This is a genomic window from Knoellia sp. S7-12 (assembly GCF_040518285.1).
Taxonomy (GTDB): Bacteria; Actinomycetota; Actinomycetes; order Actinomycetales; family Dermatophilaceae; genus Knoellia.
The window spans coordinates 1,508,151-1,528,660 of the sequence record NZ_CP155449.1; the positions used below are offsets into that span (position 1 = coordinate 1,508,151).

General features: G+C 67.2%; 19 protein-coding genes. 9 read left to right on the forward strand and 10 right to left on the reverse strand.

The features are described 5' to 3' along the window. Positions 1 to 34 precede the first annotated feature (34 nt). Positions 35 to 1,717: an energy-dependent translational throttle protein EttA gene (ettA, locus tag V6K52_RS07330; RefSeq protein WP_353953220.1), complete on the forward strand. Its 1,683-nt coding sequence runs from the start codon at positions 35 to 37 to the stop codon at positions 1,715 to 1,717. Here ettA and thpR read toward each other — a convergent pair. After that, a complete protein-coding gene (gene thpR, locus V6K52_RS07335) occupies positions 1,704 to 2,282 on the reverse strand; it encodes an RNA 2',3'-cyclic phosphodiesterase (RefSeq protein WP_353953735.1) in 579 nt (192 codons plus the stop codon). The two genes, ettA and thpR, sit on opposite strands and share 14 nt — an antisense overlap. A gap of 61 nt (positions 2,283 to 2,343) precedes the next feature. On the opposite strand from thpR, the gene V6K52_RS07340 reads away from it, so the two are divergent. After that, a complete protein-coding gene (locus V6K52_RS07340; protein WP_353953221.1) occupies positions 2,344 to 3,255 on the forward strand; it encodes an LLM class F420-dependent oxidoreductase in 912 nt (303 codons plus the stop codon). A gap of 9 nt (positions 3,256 to 3,264) precedes the next feature. Here V6K52_RS07340 and V6K52_RS07345 read toward each other — a convergent pair whose 3' ends face one another. Both V6K52_RS07345 and V6K52_RS07350 read right to left on the reverse strand, forming a co-directional pair. Then, positions 3,265 to 4,002, reverse strand: a complete 738-nt coding sequence (locus tag V6K52_RS07345; protein WP_353953222.1) for a class I SAM-dependent methyltransferase — start codon at positions 4,000 to 4,002, stop codon at positions 3,265 to 3,267. Between the two features lie 11 nt (positions 4,003 to 4,013). Then, positions 4,014 to 4,655, reverse strand: a complete 642-nt coding sequence (locus V6K52_RS07350) for a TetR/AcrR family transcriptional regulator (protein ID WP_353953223.1) — start codon at positions 4,653 to 4,655, stop codon at positions 4,014 to 4,016. Between the two features lie 71 nt (positions 4,656 to 4,726). Here V6K52_RS07350 and V6K52_RS07355 point away from each other — a divergent pair, with 71 nt between their 5' ends. Beyond that, positions 4,727 to 5,881, forward strand: a complete 1,155-nt coding sequence (locus tag V6K52_RS07355; RefSeq protein WP_353953224.1) for an acyl-CoA dehydrogenase family protein — start codon at positions 4,727 to 4,729, stop codon at positions 5,879 to 5,881. Positions 5,882 to 5,989: 108 nt separating this feature from the next. Here V6K52_RS07355 and V6K52_RS07360 read toward each other — a convergent pair whose 3' ends face one another. The 4 genes from V6K52_RS07360 to fabG form a co-directional block, all read right to left on the reverse strand. Continuing rightward, positions 5,990 to 6,964: a hypothetical protein gene (locus V6K52_RS07360; RefSeq protein ID WP_353953225.1), complete on the reverse strand. Its 975-nt coding sequence runs from the start codon at positions 6,962 to 6,964 to the stop codon at positions 5,990 to 5,992. Between the two features lie 146 nt (positions 6,965 to 7,110). Further along, entirely contained in the window at positions 7,111 to 7,626 is a 516-nt protein-coding gene (locus V6K52_RS07365) for an SRPBCC family protein (RefSeq protein WP_353953226.1), read from the reverse strand. Continuing rightward, a complete protein-coding gene (locus V6K52_RS07370; RefSeq protein WP_353953227.1) occupies positions 7,623 to 7,979 on the reverse strand; it encodes a metalloregulator ArsR/SmtB family transcription factor in 357 nt (118 codons plus the stop codon). Before V6K52_RS07370 ends, V6K52_RS07365 begins: the two co-directional genes overlap by 4 nt. A gap of 98 nt (positions 7,980 to 8,077) precedes the next feature. Beyond that, positions 8,078 to 8,833, reverse strand: coding sequence for a 3-oxoacyl-ACP reductase FabG (gene fabG, locus V6K52_RS07375; RefSeq protein ID WP_353953228.1), 756 nt, complete (start codon positions 8,831 to 8,833; stop codon positions 8,078 to 8,080). Positions 8,834 to 8,982: 149 nt separating this feature from the next. Between fabG and glgX the strand changes: the two genes are divergently transcribed. The 3 genes from glgX to treZ are packed head-to-tail and all read left to right on the forward strand — an operon-like array spanning position 8,983 to position 15,337. After that, the gene (gene glgX / locus V6K52_RS07380) at positions 8,983 to 11,145 is read left to right on the forward strand and encodes a glycogen debranching protein GlgX (protein ID WP_353953736.1); all 2,163 of its coding nucleotides are present in this window, start codon (positions 8,983 to 8,985) and stop codon (positions 11,143 to 11,145) included. A 5-nt stretch (positions 11,146 to 11,150) separates the two neighbouring features. Next, positions 11,151 to 13,607, forward strand: a complete 2,457-nt coding sequence (gene treY / locus V6K52_RS07385) for a malto-oligosyltrehalose synthase (RefSeq protein WP_353953229.1) — start codon at positions 11,151 to 11,153, stop codon at positions 13,605 to 13,607. Continuing rightward, positions 13,604 to 15,337, forward strand: a complete 1,734-nt coding sequence (gene treZ / locus V6K52_RS07390; RefSeq protein WP_353953230.1) for a malto-oligosyltrehalose trehalohydrolase — start codon at positions 13,604 to 13,606, stop codon at positions 15,335 to 15,337. Before treY ends, treZ begins: the two co-directional genes overlap by 4 nt. A 32-nt stretch (positions 15,338 to 15,369) precedes the next feature. Here the strand turns inward: treZ and V6K52_RS07395 are convergent, their stop codons facing one another. Further along, positions 15,370 to 16,338 (reverse strand): acyl-CoA thioesterase II, encoded by a 969-nt coding sequence (locus V6K52_RS07395; protein WP_353953231.1) that lies wholly within the window; start codon positions 16,336 to 16,338, stop codon positions 15,370 to 15,372. A gap of 72 nt (positions 16,339 to 16,410) precedes the next feature. Continuing rightward, on the reverse strand, positions 16,411 to 17,868 hold the full coding sequence (locus tag V6K52_RS07400; protein WP_353953232.1) for a PLP-dependent aminotransferase family protein: 1,458 nt from the start codon (positions 17,866 to 17,868) through the stop codon (positions 16,411 to 16,413). Between the two features lie 61 nt (positions 17,869 to 17,929). Here V6K52_RS07400 and V6K52_RS07405 point away from each other — a divergent pair, with 61 nt between their 5' ends. Together V6K52_RS07405 and V6K52_RS07410 are read left to right on the forward strand one after the other, a co-directional pair. Further along, a complete protein-coding gene (locus tag V6K52_RS07405; RefSeq protein WP_353953233.1) occupies positions 17,930 to 18,415 on the forward strand; it encodes a hypothetical protein in 486 nt (161 codons plus the stop codon). Then, positions 18,412 to 18,642 carry a hypothetical protein gene (locus V6K52_RS07410; protein ID WP_353953234.1) on the forward strand — a complete coding sequence of 77 codons (231 nt, stop codon included), beginning with the start codon at positions 18,412 to 18,414 and terminating at the stop codon, positions 18,640 to 18,642. Before V6K52_RS07405 ends, V6K52_RS07410 begins: the two co-directional genes overlap by 4 nt. On the opposite strand, the gene V6K52_RS07415 is transcribed toward V6K52_RS07410, so the two are convergent. After that, the gene (locus V6K52_RS07415) at positions 18,615 to 19,382 is read right to left on the reverse strand and encodes an SIS domain-containing protein (protein WP_353953235.1); all 768 of its coding nucleotides are present in this window, start codon (positions 19,380 to 19,382) and stop codon (positions 18,615 to 18,617) included. The genes V6K52_RS07410 and V6K52_RS07415 overlap by 28 nt on opposite strands. 73 nt (positions 19,383 to 19,455) lie before the next feature. On the opposite strand from V6K52_RS07415, the gene V6K52_RS07420 reads away from it, so the two are divergent. Beyond that, complete coding sequence (locus tag V6K52_RS07420) at positions 19,456 to 20,448, forward strand: BadF/BadG/BcrA/BcrD ATPase family protein (RefSeq protein WP_353953236.1); 993 nt, start codon at positions 19,456 to 19,458, stop codon at positions 20,446 to 20,448. The last annotated feature ends 62 nt before the right edge of the window (positions 20,449 to 20,510 follow it).

Below are 20,510 nucleotides of genomic sequence, written 5' to 3' on the forward strand. Positions count from 1 at the left end.
CGGGGATGGGGCGGGCAGTCGTTAGCCTTGCCCCATGCCCGAGTTCATTTATGTCATGTCGCGCGCCCGCAAGGCACACGCCGAAAAGGTCATCCTTGATGACGTCACGCTGTCGTTCCTGCCCGGCGCCAAGATCGGTGTCGTTGGCCCCAACGGTGCAGGCAAGTCGTCCGTCCTCAAGATCATGGCCGGCCTCGACCAGCCCTCCAACGGTGAGGCGCGACTGACCCCGGGCTACAGCGTCGGCATCCTCATGCAGGAGCCCGAACTCAACGAGGAGAAGACCGTCCTCGGCAACGTCGAAGAGGGTGCTGGCGAGATCAAGGCCAAGCTCGACCGCTACAACGCCATCTCTGAGGAGATGGGCGAGCCGGACGCGGACTTCGACGGCCTCATGGTGGAGATGGGCAAGCTCCAGGAGGACATCGACGCCGCCGACGCGTGGGACCTCGACTCCCAACTCGAGCAGGCGATGGATGCGCTGCGCTGCCCGCCGCCGGACTCCGACGTCACTGTCCTCTCCGGTGGTGAGCGTCGCCGCGTCGCCCTGTGCAAGTTGCTCCTCCAGAAGCCCGATCTGCTGCTCCTCGATGAGCCCACCAACCACCTCGACGCCGAGTCGGTCCTCTGGCTCGAGCAGCACCTCGCGGCCTACCACGGCGCTGTCGTCGCCGTGACGCACGATCGCTACTTCATGGACAACGTGGCCGAGTGGATCCTCGAGCTCGACCGGGGTCGTGCCTACCCCTACGAGGGCAACTACTCGACCTACCTCGAGAAGAAGCAGGCCCGACTCCAGGTCCAGGGCAAGAAGGACCAGAAGCTCTCCAAGCGCCTCGCCGATGAACTTGAGTGGGTGCGCTCCAACGCCAAGGCCCGCCAGACGAAGTCCAAGGCGCGACTCGCTCGCTACGAGGAGATGGCCGCAGAGGCCGATCGCACCCGCAAGCTCGACTTCGACGAGATCCAGATCCCGCCTGGTCCGCGTCTGGGCAGCAAGGTCATCGAGGTCAAGGACCTCAAGAAGGGCTTCGGCGACCGCGTTCTCATCGACGGACTGTCGTTCTCATTGCCCCGCAACGGCATCGTCGGCGTCATCGGCGCCAACGGCGTCGGCAAGACCACGCTCTTCAAGACGATCGTCGGCCTCGAGCCGGCCGATGGCGGGCTCGTCGACATCGGTGAGACGGTCAAGATCTCCTACGTCGACCAGAGTCGCAGCCGGCTCGATCCCAACAAGAACCTCTGGGAGACCGTTTCGGGTGGGCACGACTACATCCAGGTCGGCCAGGTGGAGATCCCGTCACGGGCCTATGTGTCGCAGTTCGGCTTCAAGGGGCCAGACCAGCAGAAGAAAGCTGGCGTTCTCTCCGGTGGTGAGCGCAACCGCCTCAACCTGGCGCTGACCCTCAAGGAGGGCGGCAACCTGCTCCTCCTCGACGAGCCGACCAACGACCTCGACGTCGAGACCCTCGGCTCCCTCGAGAACGCCCTGCTCGAGTTCCCCGGCTGCGCCGTGGTCATCAGCCACGACCGGTGGTTCCTCGACCGGGTGGCGACGCACATCCTCGCCTACGAGGGCAATGAGGAGAACCCGGCGAACTGGTACTGGTTCGAGGGCAACTTCGAGGCCTACGAGGCCAACAAGATCGAGCGCCTGGGTGAGGATGCAGCCCGACCGCACCGCGTCACCTACCGCAAGCTCACCCGCGACTGACTGTTGCACCGAGGGCGCAAACCGCTACGGGTTCGTAGTGCGGTCTGCCCCTTCCTTCGCCCCTGTGGGACACGAAGACCGTCACCTCGTCTGCGAGCCAGGACGGGCCGGCATGGGCATCCATGGCACGCAGCCAGTGCGTCGCTTCGAACGGGTGACGCGACCGAGCCAGGGTGAGGTGAGGGCGATAGTCACCGCCGGCCGGTGAGGCGCCGACGCGAGCGCTGGCTCGGCGTACTCCCAGGGCCAGCGCCTCAAGTCTGGCCAGGCCATCGGCGGCGTCCGAGCGAACGCCCATCCACACGACCCGGGCTCGATCGGGCGATGGGAAGACGCCAGCACCGTTGAGTTGCAGCGGAATTGGTGCGTGCCCGACGGACGCGGAGGCCACGGCGTCGATGACATCGTCGACGCGGTCCTGCGGCACCTCGGCCATGAACGCCAGCGTCACGTGCCACAGATGGGCAGGTGTCCAGCGCAACTCGGATTGCACGTCGCGTCGCGCGTCGACGAAGGACTCGAGATCGGCATGGGCAGGGGGTGGAGGCACGATGGCGGCAAACATTCGCACTGAGCCATTGTGCTGCGTTTGCGGCGGTGGCGACATTCTGCGCAGGATCAGGGTCATGCGCTGTGGACTGCAGGTTTCCCACTTCTCCTGGCCAGATGCCCCGGCATCGATCGGCCCCACCTTGAAGCGGATCGCCCAGAACGCCGAGGGCGCAGGCATGGCCTCGCTCTGGGTGATGGACCACTTCTTCCAGATCGAGATGATCGGCCCTCCCGAGCTCGACATGCTCGAGGGCTCCACAGCGCTCGCGTATGCCGCTGCGGCGACGGAGCGGATCGAGCTCGGCACGCTCGTCACTGGTGTTACCTACCGGCACCCGGGCCTGCTCGCCAAGACCGTGACGACGCTCGACGTCCTCTCTGGTGGGCGCGCCTGGCTCGGCATCGGCGCAGCCTGGAACGAGGAGGAGCATCGCGGCCTGGGTGTGCCGTATCCCGCGGTCGCAGAGCGCTTTGAGCGCCTTGAGGAGACCCTTCAGATCACGCGCCAGATGTTCGACGGAGACGAGACCCCGTATGCCGGAACACATTTCACTCTCGAGCGTCCCCTCAACGTGCCGGCACCGTTGCGCCGCACCCCGATCCTCATCGGTGGCAGTGGGCCCAAGAAGACCCTTCGGCTCGTCGCGAAGTACGCCGACGCATGCAACCTCTTCGATGGCGGCCCGGAGGCCATGGCCTCTCGGCTCGCGATCCTGCGCGACCATTGCGATGACGTGAGCCGCGACCCGCGTGAGATCGAGGTGACTGCGCTGTCGCGACTCACTCTGGGGCGCTCGGGCGGCACGTCGCCGCGAGGGGAGCAGATCAAGTCCGTGGACGAGGCTGTCGACTACTACGGCACCCTCGCCCAAGTGGGACTGGCCCACGTCATGTTGTCGATGTCCAACGACTCGGACGACACGGCATACGAACTCGTCGGTGAGCTTGTGCGACAGCTCGAGCCGGTCACGGCTGGGACGTGGTGACGCGCAGCGTCAGCGGGGGTCGCTGACCTTCGTCGCCGCCAGGAAAACCGAACTGCCGAAGGGCAGGTCGGCTCGCCGCAGGACCGCTTCATCGACCTTTGAGAGCCCCACGAGTGCGTGGTGCAGGAACCGGGGCACTTCAGGGTCCTTGACGATGTCGGCTGGGCCCGTGTGTCTGGGCTTGCGTAGTTTGCGAACCAGCCGTTCGGCCAGGAAGCCCGGGAACACGGACGTGAACGCATAGGTGGCCCGGTCGACTCGGAAGCCCGCTCGCTCAACCGCCGTCATGGCGCGAGCCTTCGTGTAGCGGCGGAAGTGACCGTTTGCGACGTCGAAGTCGGTCCAGGCCCATTGGTAGGCGGGAACGGCCATGAGGAAGGTTCCGCCCGGTTGAAGCACGCGGTTGACCTCGGCCAGAGCCTCTGCCTCGGGGTCGCAGTGCTCGATGACATCGAAGGCCGACACCATGTCGAAGCAGGAGTCGGCGAAAGGTAGCGCGAGCGCCGAGCCGCACACACCGTTGGCGCTCAGTCCACGTGGGTCGATGTCGAGTGAGGCAAGGTGTCGCGTCCCGTCGTGGAGCCAGCTGGCACTCGGGCCATCGGCGCTGCCGATGTCGAGGACGGTCGTGCGGCCCTTCGCGAAATGACTCAGCGCGGCATGGAGCAGATCGGTGCGCGCGAGGTACCACCAGTAGTCGGGGTGTTCGATCGACGGGGAGCCCCCGTGTCCTCCGGCGTCGGTCATGGGCAGAGAGCCTAGCGTCGCGCGACCAGCCGGACTGCAAGGTCCCCATTGGTGCGGGCGATGTCATCGGGTGTTCGCTTGATCTCGGGGGAGTACCACCGGGCGACGTCGACCGCCATGGACAGGAGCGCGAGAGCCGTGCCGGACGTGTCCGCCACCTCGAAGTCACCTTGCGCCACCCCATCGGTCAGGACTCCACGCACCACCTGGTCGATCTCCTTGCGGAGGGTGAGGACCGCGGCACGGTGCTCGGGGGTGAGGTGATGGAACTCGTACTGGACGATCCGACCGAGTTGGTGGTGCTCGGCATGCCACTTGGAGAAGCCGCCGATGATCGAGCGCAGCGCGTCCGTGGGGCAATCGGCGGCCTCGGCGGCGGCGACGAGCTGGTCGCGGGCCGTCTGGTGGCCGCGCCGGCTCAGCTGGAAGAGGAGATCCTCCTTGGACGTGAAGTGCACATAGACGCCAGCGGGGGAGAGGCCCGCGCGGGAGGCGATGTCACGCGTCGTCGTCGCGTGGAACCCCTTCTCTGAGAAGGCGTCCGCCGCAGCCATCATCAACCTGAGCACCGTTGCGCCTGCTGTGTCTCCGGAGTCCTCAAGGGTCGCGAGGATGCTCTGCTCCGACAGCGGTGCTCCTGTGGTGGCCGACATGTTGACAGCATGCCTGAGGGCCGGTTGACTAAGCAAGCGCTTAGTCAACCGTGTTTCTTTCGAGGAGTGTCATGCCCCGCAACATCTACGACGCCGACCACGAGGCCTTCCGGAGCTCTGTTCGTGAGTTCGTCGAGCGAACCCTCAAGCCCCGTGCGGAGGAGATGATCCGCGAGCACGTGATCCCGCGCGACATCTGGATCGAGGCGGGAAAGCAGGGATTCTTCGGTCTGGGCATCCCCGAGGAGTTCGGCGGCGCGGGCATGGTCGACTACCGCTTCAACGCGGTCGTGGCCGAAGAACTCGCGAAGTTCAACGCTGCGACGTCGTCGTGCTTCGGGATCCACTCCGACATCACCGCGCCCTACATCGTCGCGCTGGGCACCCAGGAGCAGAAGGAGCGCTGGCTCCCGCAGGTCGTCACCGGCGAGAAGATCCTGTCCATCGGGATGACCGAGCCCTCTGGCGGTTCCGACCTCGCCGCGCTCAAGTCGTCGGCGATCCGGGCCGACGACGGCAGCGGCGACTGGATCATCAACGGTTCCAAGACGTTCATCACGAACGGCCACCAGTGCGACCTCGCCGTCGTGGCCGTGCGCACCGACCCGACCAAGGGGGCCAAGGGCATCTCGCTCTTCGTCCTCGAAGCCGAGGACGAGGGCTTCTCCAAGGGCAAGCCGCTCGACAAGGTCGGCCAGCCGGAGTCCGACACCTCTGAGCTCTTCTTCGAGAACGTGCGCGTCCCCGCCGATCGTCTCCTCGGTGAGGAGGGCAGGGGCTTCATCTCGATGATGCAGAAGCTCCCGCAGGAGCGGCTCGGCAACGCCATCGCCAACATGGCGAACTGTCGTCAGATCCTCGAGGAGACGATCAAGTACACCAAGGAGCGCAAGGCCTTCGGTCAGCCGATCGGCGCCTTCCAGCACAACAAGTTCAAGATCGCCGAGCTCGTCACCAAGGTCGAGGTCAGCGAGGCCTACATCGATGACTGTGTCGCGGCGCACGCTGACGGCAAGCTGACGGCCATCGACGCGGCCAAGGCGAAGTGGTGGGCGGCCGAGGTGCAGTGCGACGTCCTCGACGAGTGCGTGCAGCTGCACGGTGGCTACGGCTTCATGAACGAGTACCGCGTCGCCCGCGCCTGGAAGGACGCTCGCGTCCACAAGATCTGGGCCGGCACGAACGAGATCATGAAGGAGCTCATCGGCCGCGACCTCGGCCTCTGACGGGTCGTACCCGCCCCCCGGTCGAGAGGAGAGAACCCGCCGTGTATGCCGGTCGGCATACGGCGGGTTCTCTCCTCTCGACTGCTGATGATCACGTGATTCTTCGGATCACGTGATCATCAGTGTTGAGGGGTCGATTCCGAGCAGCTGAGCCACCGCCTCCATGCTCGTGACCCGCCGCGGCTGTTGGTAGACGTCCGCGGCAAACAATTCACGCACCGCCCAGCCCTTGTCCTCCAGGAGATGGCGACGGCTGGCATCGATGCTGCGTCGTCCGATCTCGGTATGATGGGCACCCTGGTATTCGGCGATGACGCGTTGGCGCCGCCAGACCAGGTCACTTTCGGCAAGGAACTCGCCGGCCTCGTCGGTGATCACACCGCCGGGCTCCGGCTCCGGGAACCCAGCGCTCACGAACATCAGCCTGGCGCGTGTCTCCATCGGGGATCGAACTCTGGGCCTGATCAATTGCAGAGCATGGGTCAACAGGACTTTGCCGCGCGGTCTCACTCGGCGCACGAGCGCCTCATGCAGGGCTCGAACTCCAACTGAGGTGCGCGATCCCGAGGGGACGCGAAGCCCTGACTCGCCGTCGATGCGGGCCACGGCTGCGTCTCCAACCACGACGAGGTCGTCAAGTGTCAGTCGACCTCGTCGCAGTTCGCCAAGGTCCACCCACGTGTCGGCCGGGGCGACGACGCGCGCCCCATCGACTTCGACGGTCTTGCGGATCTCCAGACCCCGGTGACCCACGCAGCCCTTGCGCAGCATGCGGCCGTCGGTCGTCGGAGCCATGACGTGAAGCGCGCCGGTCGTCCCCTCTTCCTCAAGAAACGTGGGAAGGGGAAGGCCCTGAAGGACGGCCGAGGTGACGTGCGAGAAGGCTCGCTCCGCTGGCATACCCGCGCTGTATGCCGCCGCGCGTGCTGCGAGTGTGGTGGGAGGAGTTGGAAGGTGCGCGCCACGGGTTGGGTGCACAAGATCGCCCCGACGGAGGCGGGACGGAGCGACGCCGAGCGCACGGGCGCGTGCCGTGCTGAACGGTCCGGCCGCGAGCTCCTCCGGAAGGAGTGATGCCAGCATCCACAGAGGATGGCGAAATTCGGGAAAGCGGCCGTGGCGTCATCCACAGGGGTAGTCGAGAGGAGAGAACGCGCCGTATGCCGTCCGGCATGAGCGGCGGGTTCTCTCCTCTCGACTGATGCGCCGGCTCGGCCGGCTGCGCAAGCTCAGCGGGCCAACTGCGCCAAAACGTCGTCGATGGCGTCGTAGGAGCTCTGCAGCCCGTGCTCCATGCCGGAGTCGACGACCGCCTGGACGGTCTCGGGGGAGTCGTAGGTGATGACCGCACGCAACGTTGTCGTGCGTGTCCCCGCGTCCTCGGTGTACGTCGTGTCGATGACCGAGTAGGGGCTGTCGATGTTGTCGAAGCGCTCCGTGTGCACGAGGCGGCCGGGGCGCTCGATCTCCTTGTAGTGGCCCGAGAAGGAGACCTCGTCGCCAGTGGAACCGGCGCTCTGAGCGAAGTGCCAGGCGCCGCCGACGCGCAGGTCGACCTCACAGGTGGTCATGGTGCCGTGGCCGGCGCCCCACCACTTGCGGATGTGCTCGGGGTTGGTCATCGCCTCGAAGACGAGGTCTGCGGTCCCGGGGAAGGTCCGGGTGATGACCATCTCCGATCCCTCAGTGGTGATCGTGGCGCGCTCGTGGGCGCCCGTGGCGGCTTGCTCGATGGATGTGCTCATGACGGGTTCTCCTGTGGTGTGCCCTCGTCGGAGGGCTGGTGGATGGTCGCGAGATAGCTGCCGAGGTTGTCGAACTGCTCTTCCCAGTGCTGGCGATAGAGCTCGAGCCACGACGTCGCGTCCTTGAGGGGGGCGACCGAGATGCGGCAGTGGCGCCGCTGCCCATCTCGGCTCTTGGTGATGAGCCCGGCGCGCTCGAGGACCGTGAGGTGCTTCGAGATCGCCGGCAGTGACATGGCGAACGGCTCGGCGAGCTCGCCGACCGTGGCCTCGCCCGAGGAGAGGCGAGCCAGGATGGCCCGTCTCGTCGGGTCGGCCAGGGCGGCGAACGTGGAGCTGAGTGCGTCGGTCACGTTGTTAACCTAACGGATAATTAACCACATGGTCAAGTAGTTTCCCCGGCGCGATCGTTACTCAAGTCCCTCGCCCTCCGGCGACGGGTCTGCCGCCCTCAGTCGAGGGGTCCGCCGGCCACGTAGATGACCTGCCCGGACACGAATCCGGCCTCCTCGGAACAGAGGAAAGAGATGGTGGCGGCGATGTCCTCGGGCTGGCCGACCCGCTGCACCGGCGTCTGCGAGGCGGCGTGGGCGAGGAAGTCCTCGAAGGACACGCCCATCCGCTGCGCCGTCGCTGCGGTCATGTCGGTCTGGATGAAGCCCGGAGCCACGGCGTTGGCAGTGACGCCGAACTTCCCGAGCTCGATCGCGAGCGTCTTGGTGAAGCCCTGGAGCCCGGCCTTGGCCGCGGAGTAGTTCGCCTGGCCCCTGTTGCCCTGCGCCGACGACGACGAGAGGTTGACGATGCGACCGAACTTCTCGGTGGTCATGTGCGCTTGGCACGCCTTCGACATGAGGAACGCACCACGCAGATGGACGTTGATGACCGAGTCCCAGTCGGACTCACTCATCTTGAAGAGCAGGTTGTCGCGGATGATGCCGGCGTTGTTGACGAGAACGACGGGTGCCCCGAGTTCGTCGGCGACCCGGGCCACGCCCGCCTGGACCTGCTCCCCGTCGGTGACGTCGATGCCCACACCCAGCGCAGACCCGCCGGACTCACGGATTGAGACGGCCACCACCTCGCAAGCCGCCTCGTCGAGGTCGACCACTGCGACGGCATACCCGTCGTTCGAAAGGCGACGAGCGGTTGCAGCGCCGATGCCGCGGGCGGCTCCGGTGACGATGGCGGTGCGCTTGCTGGTCACGGTGGTCCTCCGGGGCGGTCGAGTTCGGTAGGTTGGATCCCTGCGCGAACCCTACCCAGCAGCGTCCCCGGACAGCTGTCGCTCGCGTCACGTAGGCCGCCGTTGTCCTGTGTGTGAGTGATGACCAAAACACGAAGCGGAAGGCGGCCATGGAGATCTGGCCCGGAACGGCATACCCCTTGGGTGCCACCTATGACGGCAGTGGCGTGAATTTCGCGCTGTTCAGCGAGGCAGCGGACATCGTCGAGCTCTGTCTCATCGATGACGGCCCCGATGGAGAGGTGATCGAGACTCGGATCTCGGTCCCCGAGATCGACCACTTCGTGTGGCACTGCTACCTCCCGGGCCTGCAGCCGGGGCAGCGTTACGGCTATCGGGTGCACGGTCCCTACGACCCTGACTCTGGACACCGCTGCGATCCGTCCAAACTCCTGCTCGACCCCTACGCCAAGGCGATCGAGGGGCAGGTCACGAACGACCAGGCCCTGTTCTCCTACGACTTCGAGGACCCGAGCGAGCGCAACACCGAGGACTCCCTCGGCAAGACGATGCTCAGCGTCGTCATCAACCCCTACTTCGACTGGGGGCATGACCGGCCGCCGCGTCACGAGTACCACGACGCTGTCATCTATGAGGCGCACGTCAAGGGTCTGACGATGACCCACCCGGACCTCCCCGAGGAGATCCGCGGGACCTATGCCGCCATTGGGCACCCGGTGATCATCGATCACCTCAAGGGGCTCGGCATCAACTCCATCGAGCTCATGCCGGTGCACCAGTTCGTGCAGGACACCTCGCTGCAGGCCAAGGGGCTCACGAACTACTGGGGCTACAACACCATCGGCTTCCTGGCGCCGCACAACTCCTATGCGCAGGGGCAGCGGGGTCAGCAGGTCACCGAGTTCAAGGCGATGGTCAAGGCCCTGCACGAGGCCGACATCGAGGTCATCCTCGACGTCGTCTACAACCACACCGCTGAGGGCAACGAGTTCGGCCCGACGATCTGCTTCCGCGGGATCGACAACGCGAGCTACTACCGCCTCGTCGACTCCGACAAGAAGCACTACTACGACACGACCGGCACCGGCAACAGCCTGCTCATGCGCAGCCCGCACGTCCTCCAGCTCATCATGGACTCGCTGCGCTACTGGGTGACCGAGATGCACGTCGACGGCTTCCGGTTCGACCTCGCCGCCACGCTGGCCCGTCAGTTCCATGAGGTCGACAAGCTCTCGGCCTTCTTCGACATCATCCAGCAGGACCCGGTCATCTCGCAGGTCAAGCTCATCGCCGAGCCCTGGGACGTCGGCGACGGTGGCTACCAGGTGGGCAACTTCCCGCCCCTGTGGACCGAGTGGAACGGGCAGTACCGCGACACCGTGCGCGACTTCTGGCGGGGCGTCCCGGCGACACTGGGCGAGTTCGCCTCACGGATCACCGGGTCGAGCGATCTCTATGAGCACAGCGGCCGCAAGCCCATCGCCTCGATCAACTTCATCACCGCGCACGACGGCTTCACACTGCGTGACGTTGTCAGCTACGACGAGAAGCACAACGCCGCCAACGGTGAGGACGGCAACGACGGCGAGAACCACAACCGCTCGTGGAACCACGGCGTCGAAGGGCCGACCGACGACCCCGAGATCCGTGAGCTCCGGCTGCGCCAGCTGCGCAACTTCCTCACCACCCTCCTGCTCTCGCAGGGCGTGCCGATGATCAGCCACGGCGACGAGATCGGCCGCACCCAGGGCGGCAACAACAACGTCTACTGCCAGGACAACGAGCTGGCGTGGGTCGACTGGGAGCTCGACGAGGATCAGCTCCAGCTGCTGGAGTTCACCAAGGCCGTCGTGAAGCTGCGGCGCACCCACCCCGTCTTCCGCCGTCGTCGCTTCTTCGCCGGCTCAGCCGACCACGGTGGCCAGTCGACGCTCGGGGACATCTATTGGCTGCAACCCTCGGGCGAGCCGATGGACGAGTTCGGCTGGGACGGAGACACCCTGCGGGTCGCGATGTGGCTCAACGGTGGTGCCATCCACGAGCCCGACACGCGCGGCCAGATGATCACCGACGACGACTTCCTCGTCTTCTTCAACGCCGACGAAGAGCAGGCACCCTTCACCATCCCCGCGACCGAGTGGGGTGAGCGCTGGATCACCGAGATCGACACCTGCGCCGACGTCGTCGACCCCGGCTGGCACGAGGCCGGCACACAGGTCATCGTGGGCGCCCGGGCCGTCGTCGTCCTCCGCAGTCCGCGAGAGGCGGCCGTCCACACCGTCGGGGCTGCGTCGTCCGAGCGTTCGGACTGATGCGTATGCCGCCCGCTCCCGTTGTCGTGCGCGACTCCCGTCGCGCTGTGCCCACCTCCACCTACCGACTCCAGATCCACGGTGGGTTCGGGTTCGATGCGGCGGCCGAGCAGACGGCATACATCGCGTCGTTGGGTGTCTCGCACCTGTATCTGTCGCCGATCCTGCAACCGGCGCCGGGCTCGACGCACGGCTATGACGTCGTCGACCACTCCACGCTGAATACGGAGGCAGGTGGGCGCGAGGCGTTCGACCGACTCGTGGCCGCCGCCCACCAGCAAGGGCTCGGGATCATCGTCGACGTCGTGCCCAACCACATGACGGTGCCGGGGACGACGCACCTCAATGCGCCGCTCTGGTCGCTGCTGCGGGAGGGGCGTGAGTCGGCGGCGGCCTCGTGGTTCGACGTCGACTGGGACGTCGACGATGGTCGGATCCTCATGCCGGTGCTGGGGTCGACCCTCGATGAGGTGCTGGCCGCGGGGGAGCTCTCGGTGGCGTCGGACGGCGGAGTGAACGGCGACGAGACGGTGCTTCGCTACTACGACCACGAGTACCCCGTGGCGCCCGGGACTGAAGGGCTGGACCTCGGGGATCTGGTTGCGGGACAGCACTATCGACTCGCCAACTGGCGCGACGGTGCGGCCGATCTCAACTATCGGCGCTTCTTCGACGTCACGACACTCACGGCGATGCGCGTTGAGGACTCGAGCGTTTTCGATGCCACCCACGCCCTGCTGCTGTCGCTGTTCCGCGAGGGTGCGATCGACGGTTTCCGCATCGACCACCCTGACGGTCTGGCCGACCCGGGTGGCTACCTCGCCAGGCTCGCCGATGAGACGGGGGACGCCTGGGTCGTCGCCGAGAAGATCCTCGAGGGTGAGGAGCAGCTGCCGCAGTCGTGGCGCTGTGCCGGGACCACGGGCTACGACACCCTGCTGCGGGTGCAACAGGTGCTGACCTCTGACTCCGGTGACGAGGTGCTCGACCGGCTGTGGGCCGGGCACGCTCCCGGTCGCGAGTCTCTCGATGACGTCGTCCTGGAGGCGAAGCAGCACGTCGTCACGTCGGTGCAGGCCGCCGAGATCAACCGCTTGATGCGTCTCGTGCAGCGGATCCTCCCCGACTCCGACCCCCGGCTCTCCCGTGAAGCACTCGGTGCGCTGCTCGTTTCGATGGACCGCTACCGCGCCTACGTTGTGCCGGGTGCAGCCGTCAAGCCCGAGCAGCGTGCTGTCCTGGAGGGAGCGGCCCAACGGGCCCGCGACCTGTTGCCGGCCGAAGCGCAGGCTCACCTCGACCTCGTCGTCTCGCTCGTTCAGGGGGAGGCGCCGCAGGGTGCAGACCGGGCTCTGGTCGACGACTTCGTCGTGCGCTTCCAGCAGACCTGCGGCCCGGTCATGGCCAAGGGCATCGAGGACACAGCGTTCTATCGCTGGTTGCGGATGACCGGCGCCAACGAGGTGGGCGGCCACCCGTCACACCTGTCGATCGGCGCAGACGAGTTCCACACCTTCGTGCAGCGGCAGCAGGCCACGTGGCCGACGACGATGACGACACTCACGACGCACGACACCAAGCGCTCCGAGGACGTCCGCGCCCGGCTGATGACCCTGGCCGAGAGCGCGTCCGACTGGGACGAGTGGGTCCGCACCGCGTCGGAACTCGCTGTGGCACAGCGTGACTCACGACTCGATGACGCGACGGAGTACTTCATCTGGCAGACGGTGCTCGGCGCCTGGCCGATCACCCCGGACCGCATCGAGGCCTATGTCCTCAAGGCCGTCCGTGAGGCCAAGGACCACACCGCCTGGGTCGATGGCGACGCCGACTACGAGAGCGCGGTCGTCGGCTTTGCTCGCGCAGTCGTCTCGGACCCCGCCATCATCGTCCATCTCGAGACCTGGCTGTCACTCCACGCCGCCTCGGTGCGCGCCAACATCCTCGGCCAGAAGCTCCTTCAGCTCGTCAGCGTCGGTGTGCCAGACGTCTATCAGGGAGCCGAGCTGCAGGCACTCACCCTCGTGGACCCGGACAACCGTGGGGTCGTGGACTACGGCGACCGAGTCACGAGGTTGTCCCGGCTCGATGCCGGAGAACGTCCGCGTGACCTTGACGACGAAAAGCTGCTCGTGACCTCGGCAGCGCTCCGGCTGAGGCGCGAGCGCGCTGACTCGTTCATCGGCGCGGGTGCGTCCTATGCGGGCCTTGCCACGACGACCGACCATGCCCTGGCCTTGGGCCGCGGCGACAGCACCGGCATCACTGCCGTTGCTGTCGTCACCCGGGAGGCCGACCGGCTGGCGGCGTCCGGTGGTTGGGGAGATGCCACGGTGAAGGTTCCCGAGGGAACGTGGCGAAACCTGCTGTCCGACAGTGGAACTGACACATTCTCTGGCGATGTGCGACTGGCCGACCTCCTCATTGACCTGCCTGTCGCCCTCATGGTGAGGCAGTCATGATCGAGGTCTGGGCGCCCGAGGCCACGCGCGTCGACCTCGACTTCGGTGCACCCGGTGACACGCCGGCGCGCGAGCCCATGGTGCGTGGCGACGGAGGCTGGTGGCGCTGGGAAGGCGACCACACGGCATACGCCGCTTTGACCAAAGGCGCCTTCGACTATGCCTTTGTGGTTGATGGCGAGGAGCCGGCGCTCCCGGACCCGCGCAGCTCCTGGCAGCCGCATGGTGTCGACGGACCGAGCCGTCTTTTCGACGTTGCCGCCCATGAATGGACCGACACGAACTGGCGCGGACCGCGGCAGGGTGCCGGCTCGCTCGGCGGAGTCATCTATGAGCTCCACATCGGCACGTTCACCGACGAGGGCACCTTCGAGGCCGCCATCGATCGACTCGATCACCTCGTCGACCTCGGTGTCGACGTCGTCGAGGTGCTGCCCGTCGCAGCGATCCCGGGGCGATGGGGCTGGGGCTACGACGGGGTTGACCTGTATGCCGTCCATGACGCTCTTGGTGGACCGGCCGCCTTCCAGCGGTTCGTGGACGCCTGCCACTCACGTGGTCTGGGGGTCTGCCTCGACGTTGTCTACAACCACCTCGGTCCGAGTGGGAACTACCTCGGCCGGTTCGGCCCCTACTTCACCCAGAACCACCTGACGCCGTGGGGTCCGGCGATCAATCTCGATGCGCCCGGGTCTGACGAAGTGCGCGCGTTCATCGTCAACAACGCCCTGCGCTGGCTGCGTGACTTCCACGTCGACGCGCTGCGACTCGACGCCGTCCACGCCCTCGTCGACGAGAGCGAGCGGCACCTGCTCACCGAGCTTTCTGATGCCGTCGCCGACCTCGCCCGCGACGTCGGACGACCGCTCGACCTCATCGCCGAGAGCGACCTCAACGACACGACGATGGTCACGCCCACCGTTGACGGTGGTTTGGGCATGACGGCGCAGTGGGCCGACGACGTCCACCACGGCCTGCACGTTGCGCTCACCGGCGAGACCCAGGGCTACTACGAGGACTTCGGCGGCGGCACACGCAGCCTGCCCGACGGCGGACCGCTCGATGTGCTGGCACACGTGCTCACCCGCGGCTTCCTCCACGACGGCCGCTGGTCCACCTTCCGCGACCGCGAGTGGGGCGAGCCGGTCGATGTCGACGAGCTCGACGGACGTCGGCTCGTCACCTACCTGCAGACCCACGACCAGGTCGGAAACCGAGCGACCGGCGATCGTATCGGTGCCAGCATCGCGCCCGGTCGCGCCGCCATCGGGGCCGCGCTCTATCTGCTCGGCCCGGGCACGCCGATGATCTTCATGGGTGAGGAGTTCGCTGCCTCATCGCCCTGGCAGTTCTTCACTGACTTCACCGACGAGTCGATGGCCGAAGCAGTGCGGGCCGGACGGCGGGCCGAGTTCGGTGGGCACGGTTGGGCTGCCGCGGACGTGCCCGACCCGCAGTCACGAGCGACCCGCGACGTGAGCGTGCTGCGGTGGGATGAGCTCGCCTCGGAACCTCACGCGTCCCTGCTCAACTGGTATCGACAGCTGATCGCATTGCGGCGCAGCGTGATTGGCACGTCCGAGACCCGATTTGCCGATGTGACCTGCACCGTCGCGGACCGCGGCGGTCTCTTCGTCATGACGCACCGTGGCGTCACGGTCTCGGCCGACCTCGAACGGGACACGGTCACGGTGTCGGCGGCCGGCATACCCGACCTCGTCTTCCCCTGACCAGACCCAGACCCAGAGCCTGGCCGGCAAAGTCAGCCGAGGTTGTCGCGGACGCGGAGCATGCCCTCCTGGGCGACGGTCGCGACGAGGGTGCCGTCGGCGGCGAACATCCGGCCGAGGCCGAGCCCGCGACCGCCCTGGGCCGACGGCGACTGCTGTGAATAGAGGATCCACTCGTCTGCCCGTGCCGGTCGGTGGAACCACATCGCGTGGTCGAGGCTGGCGACATTGAGTCCCCCACCCACCCACTGGCGGCCGTGGCGGCGCAGGACCGGCTCGAGCAGGGCGTAGTCGGACGCATACGCGAGAACGGCCGAGTGCAACAGCGGGTCGTCGGGCAGGGTGCCGACAGCGCGCGTCCACACGCTCTGACGTGCGACGGCCTCCTCGCCGGGAGCCAGGAAGAGCTGACCCTCGACGTGGCGCTGCTCGATGGCGCGCCCCTCGGCGAGATGCTTGGCGCCGGGATGGTCGATGCCGCCGAAGACGTCGCTCAAGGACTGCAGGCCGTCCGGCCCGGGCACGTCGGGCATCGCGTCCTGGTGATCGAGGCCGTCGGCCGGCTCCTGGAACGAGCAGCTCATCGAGAGGATCGGCTTGCCGTTCTGGATGGCGTGGGCCCGACGGGTCGAAAAGGACCGGCCATCGCGCATCTTCTCCACCGCGAAGTAGATCGGCTGGGTGTCGTCTCCCGGGCGCATGAAGTAGGCGTGCAGCGAGTGGATGGGTCGCGGGGATTCGCCTTCGTCGGAAGTGACCGTGCGACCACAGGCCACCAGCCCCTGTGCGAGGACCTGCCCACCGAACACGCGTCCGTGGGGCATCTTCTGGCTCTGACCCAGGAAGAGGGTCATCTCCTCGGCGAAGGTCGCTGGAATCGGGACGGAGTCAGCGCCATCGCCGGTGGGGCGGGTGGTGATGTTCACGTCGGCCGTCCCGACCTCCTTGAGGTCGAGGACGGCGAGCAGGTCGGCGAGGGCAGTCTGTGCGGGGTCACTCACAGGGGTCACCCTAACGATCCTCGGGTCGCTCCCAGCCCACCGGAGGCGCGTGGGCTGGCGCCGCCGTGGAGCTCAAGCCACCAGTGGGCCGTGCGGATGCTCGGCCCGCCCACGACGACGGACCGTGACGCCGTCGGCGACCCGCGCCATGGCGCGCTCGAGCCGTGCGGCCGCCTCGACCAGCTCATCGGGAGTCAGCACGTAGGGCAACCGGATCCACCGGTCGAGGCCACCCGCGGCCGCGAAGCGAGGGCCGCTGGCGATGAGCAGACCCTCATCCTCGGCAGCCATCGTCACCTCCGCCGCGATGGGGGCTGGGAGCTCGAGCCACAGGGACAGTCCACCGCTCGGGAGGACGAACTTCAGTTGGGGCAGGCGTTCGCGCAGGGCGCCAGCAAGAGCGTCGCGACTCGAGACGAGTCCACGACGCCGTTCCTCAGTGATCCCGGGTGTGGCCTTCATGAGTTGCAGGAGCACGAGCTGGTCGATGACCGGCGCACCGATGTCGAGCGGGACGCGGGCGGCTTCGACGCGCTCGAGCATCGGGCCTGACGCCCGGATCCACCCGATCCTCAGACCGCCCCAGTGCGACTTCGACGCACTGCCGACCGAGATCGTGTCGGCATGGTGGGCGCCGAAAGGCAGGGGCATCGGGCCCTCGTGATCAAGGGCGATCTCGACGACGGTCTCGTCGACGATGGCCGTGATTCGCTCTCGTGCCAACGCTTTTGCCACGACTGCGCGCTGTTCGTCGGACATGAGGTTGCCGGTCGGATTGTGGAAGTCGGGGAGCAGGATCGCGGCACGAGCCCCCGCGGCCCGGATCGTCGATGCCATCGTCGCGACGTCCCAACCGTTCGGCTCGACCGGCACGGCAGCGATCCTCGATCGCAACTGGGTCAGCGTCGGGAAGATGTTGGGATAGGTCGGCGTCTCCATGACGACGGTGTCGCCGGGGGAGAGCAGAGCGCGAGCGGCGATGGCCGTCCCGACCACAGCACCGGTCGTCACGATGACCTCGTCGGCCGTGGTGGGCAGGCCGCGCTCGGTGTAGCGAGCAGCGATGGCGGCTCGCAGCTCGGGCACCCCATTGAGCAGGTAGCCACTGCCGCTGAGGTAGTTCGGTGACGCCGCGATCGCCGCCTCTGCCGCCTGGGTCATGCCGGCCGGCGCCCGCTGCGCGGCGCAGGTGAGATCGAGGGTGCCCTCGGGGACCTGCGCCGACATGTGCAGCCCGGTGTCACGTCGCAGCGCCCCCACCGGAAGGCTCGCCACGCTGCCGGAACCACGACGCGAGGTGAGATAGCCGCGCTCGCGCAGCACGGCATACGCGGCGCTCACGGTTGTGCGACTGAGGGACAGCGCGGTCGTGAGGTCGCGTTCGCTCGGCAGTCGCGTCCCGACGGCGATGCGGCCGTCCGCGATGAGGAGCCTCAGTGAGTCGGCGACCGTCTGGTATGCCGGACGGTCACCTGACGTGGAACCAATGAGTTGCGCGGTGCGCGCGGCGGAGAGCACGGGAGCAGCCATGGGGCCACTGTCCCACAAGTGGCCATGGATCAAAGGTCCACTTGTGGGGGACGATGGATCCATGAGCCCGATCCAGACCCTCCGCGCCGGCGCCGGTCGCCGCGTCGAGTTGATCCCGATGACGCCGATGGAACAGCTGCGTGCCGGCCGGACCGTGCGCCGGGTGACCCAGCTCGTCGTCGGGTTGTGGCTGTATGGCACGGCGATGGCGATGTTCATCCGCGCCGAGCTGGGCCTCGACCCGTGGGACGTCTTCCACTATGGCGTGCAGCAGAAGATTGGGCTGAGCTTCGGGACCATTGTCGTCATCGTCGGCGGCCTTGTCCTGCTGTTGTGGATCCCGCTCAGGCAGTGGCCGGGGTTGGGCACCGTGGCCAACGTCTTCGTCATCGGCATCGCGACCGACGTCATGCTCGCCGTGCTGGACGCACCGTCCGAGCTCTGGCTGCGTTGGGTCTTCCTCCTCGGCGGGATCGTCGTCAACGGCATCGGTGGAGCGATGTACATCGTAGCCAGTACGGCCCCGGCCCCCGTGACGGTCTCATGACCGGACTGGCCCGCCGGACCGGCTTGTCGATCCGATTGGTGCGCACCGCTCTCGAGATCACGGTGCTTGCCGTCGGGTGGGTGCTCGGTGGCATCGTCGGAGCGGGCACGGTCCTCTATGCCCTGCTCATCGGACCAGCGGTCCAGGCGTTCCTGCCCTTGGTGACCGTCCGGCTGCCGAGCCCGTCGGCGGCGTCGGCTCAGAAGGACCTGACGCGCACTCCGTAGCGGTCCTTCAGGACCTGGTTGTGCTCGTCCCCGCCGGGGATGTTGGCCGACAGGAAGACCGGCGGCACTTCGCCGGCCTCAAGCATCCTGCTCACGACGCCGAGCGTCAGCGCCTGGGCGATGAAGGCCGCGGTGAGCGATGAGACCGCGCCGACCTTGATGCCGTGGTCCAACTCGAGGGTGGCATCACCGAACGGTGCGAGGTTGTCGATGACGACGTCGGCGATCTCGCAGAGACGCTTGCCACTCTGGTGCTTCGGCTCGACCGCCATGGTGTGCTCCAGGCTGGTCACGGCGATGACGCTGTGTCCACGCTCCTTGAGCGCCAGGGCCATCCCCACGATCGAGGAGTTGACGCCGGAGTTGCTGGCGATGACGAAGACGTCCTCGGCATGGATCTCGGTGTGCGCGAGCAGCTCCTCGACCACGGTCGGGTCGCGCTCGAGCTCGGGTCGGAACAGCTCTTCGACGTCGCGTCCACCAACGAGGACGACCTCGCGCAGGGTGATCCGCCGAGTGGGGATGAGCCCACCAGCTCGTCCGGCCACCTCCATCGCGAACCCCTCCGAGTGGCCGGTCCCGAACGCCTGGATCACCCCGTTGGACCGCACACAGGTCGTGAGGAGGTCGATCGCCGCGTCGAGGCCACCGGCTGCGACGTGGTCCTGCAGCCGCCGGAGGCGGTTCGTGACCTCACCGGCAAAGTCGGTCTGTGCTGTCTGCGGTGTGCTGTCGGTCATGTCATCCGCTCTCTCGTGATGGTGGCGTCAGGGCCACGATGCTGCTTCGGCATGCACCCGGCAAGATGGTCCCGTGATCCTTGCCGCAGTCGACGCCGGAGGCACCCGAACCCGCGCCTCCATCGTGCAGGACTCCCTCGAGTGCCGGGGCACCGGTCTCGCTGGCAGGGGGAACCCCGTCTCCGGTGGCCCCGAGGCGGCGTTCGGCGAGATCGCCCTGGCGATCGGCCGGGCTGCCGCCGCTGCAGCGGTCCCGCTGACAGAGATTGACGCGGTCACCCTGGCCAGCGCCGGAGGGAACGTGTTCGACGGGGGCTTCCTCGATGACGCAATGACCGCGATTGGGATCCGGGCGCCGTTGACGAGGAAGGGTGATCTCGTGGCGCTCTTCTGCTCCGGCACCCACGAGACCGCTGGCTATGGCCTCGTCGCCGGGACCGGGGCCACGGCGGTGCGCATCGTCGACAGCACCGAGGAGCAGACGATCGACGGTCTGGGTTGGCTGCTGGGCGACCACGGTTCAGGCTTCTGGATCGGGCACCAAGTGGCTCGCGTCGTCGCGTCAGCGCTCGACGGCAGGATCTCGACCTCGATGGTGGCGCCCGCCCTGGCGGTGCTCGGGATCGAGCCTGATCTCGCGTTGAAGGCCGGACGCCCGATGGCGAACCACGAGCTGGTCCGGGCCGTCTACTCCCGCTCGCCGCTGGCGCTGGCCGCTCTGGCATCGGTCGCCTTCCTCGACGACGGCGACGAGGTGAGCTCCGGGATCGTCGACGAGGCGGCGCGCGGGCTCGCACAGTCCGTCATCGACGTGCACGCCGATGACGTCACCGGGCCGCTCGTCGTCGGTGGTGGTGTCATGACGGGGCAGCCCCGCCTGCGGGCGGGTGTCGTCGCAGCGCTGGAGTCCGCCGGGCTGAGGTTGCGGGTGATCGAGGCGACCGACGGTCTGGTCGGTGCGTCGGTCCTCGGCCTGCGCGATGCCGGCTTCACCGTTGATGCAGCGGCCTTCGAAACGCTTCGGTCGACGATTGCCAAGCAACTTGCACGCACCACGACGCTCTGACAGACGCAGCGCACACAGCCCACAGTTCTCCGTGAGGCCGGCCCGCGAGAGGCGCGCGCATC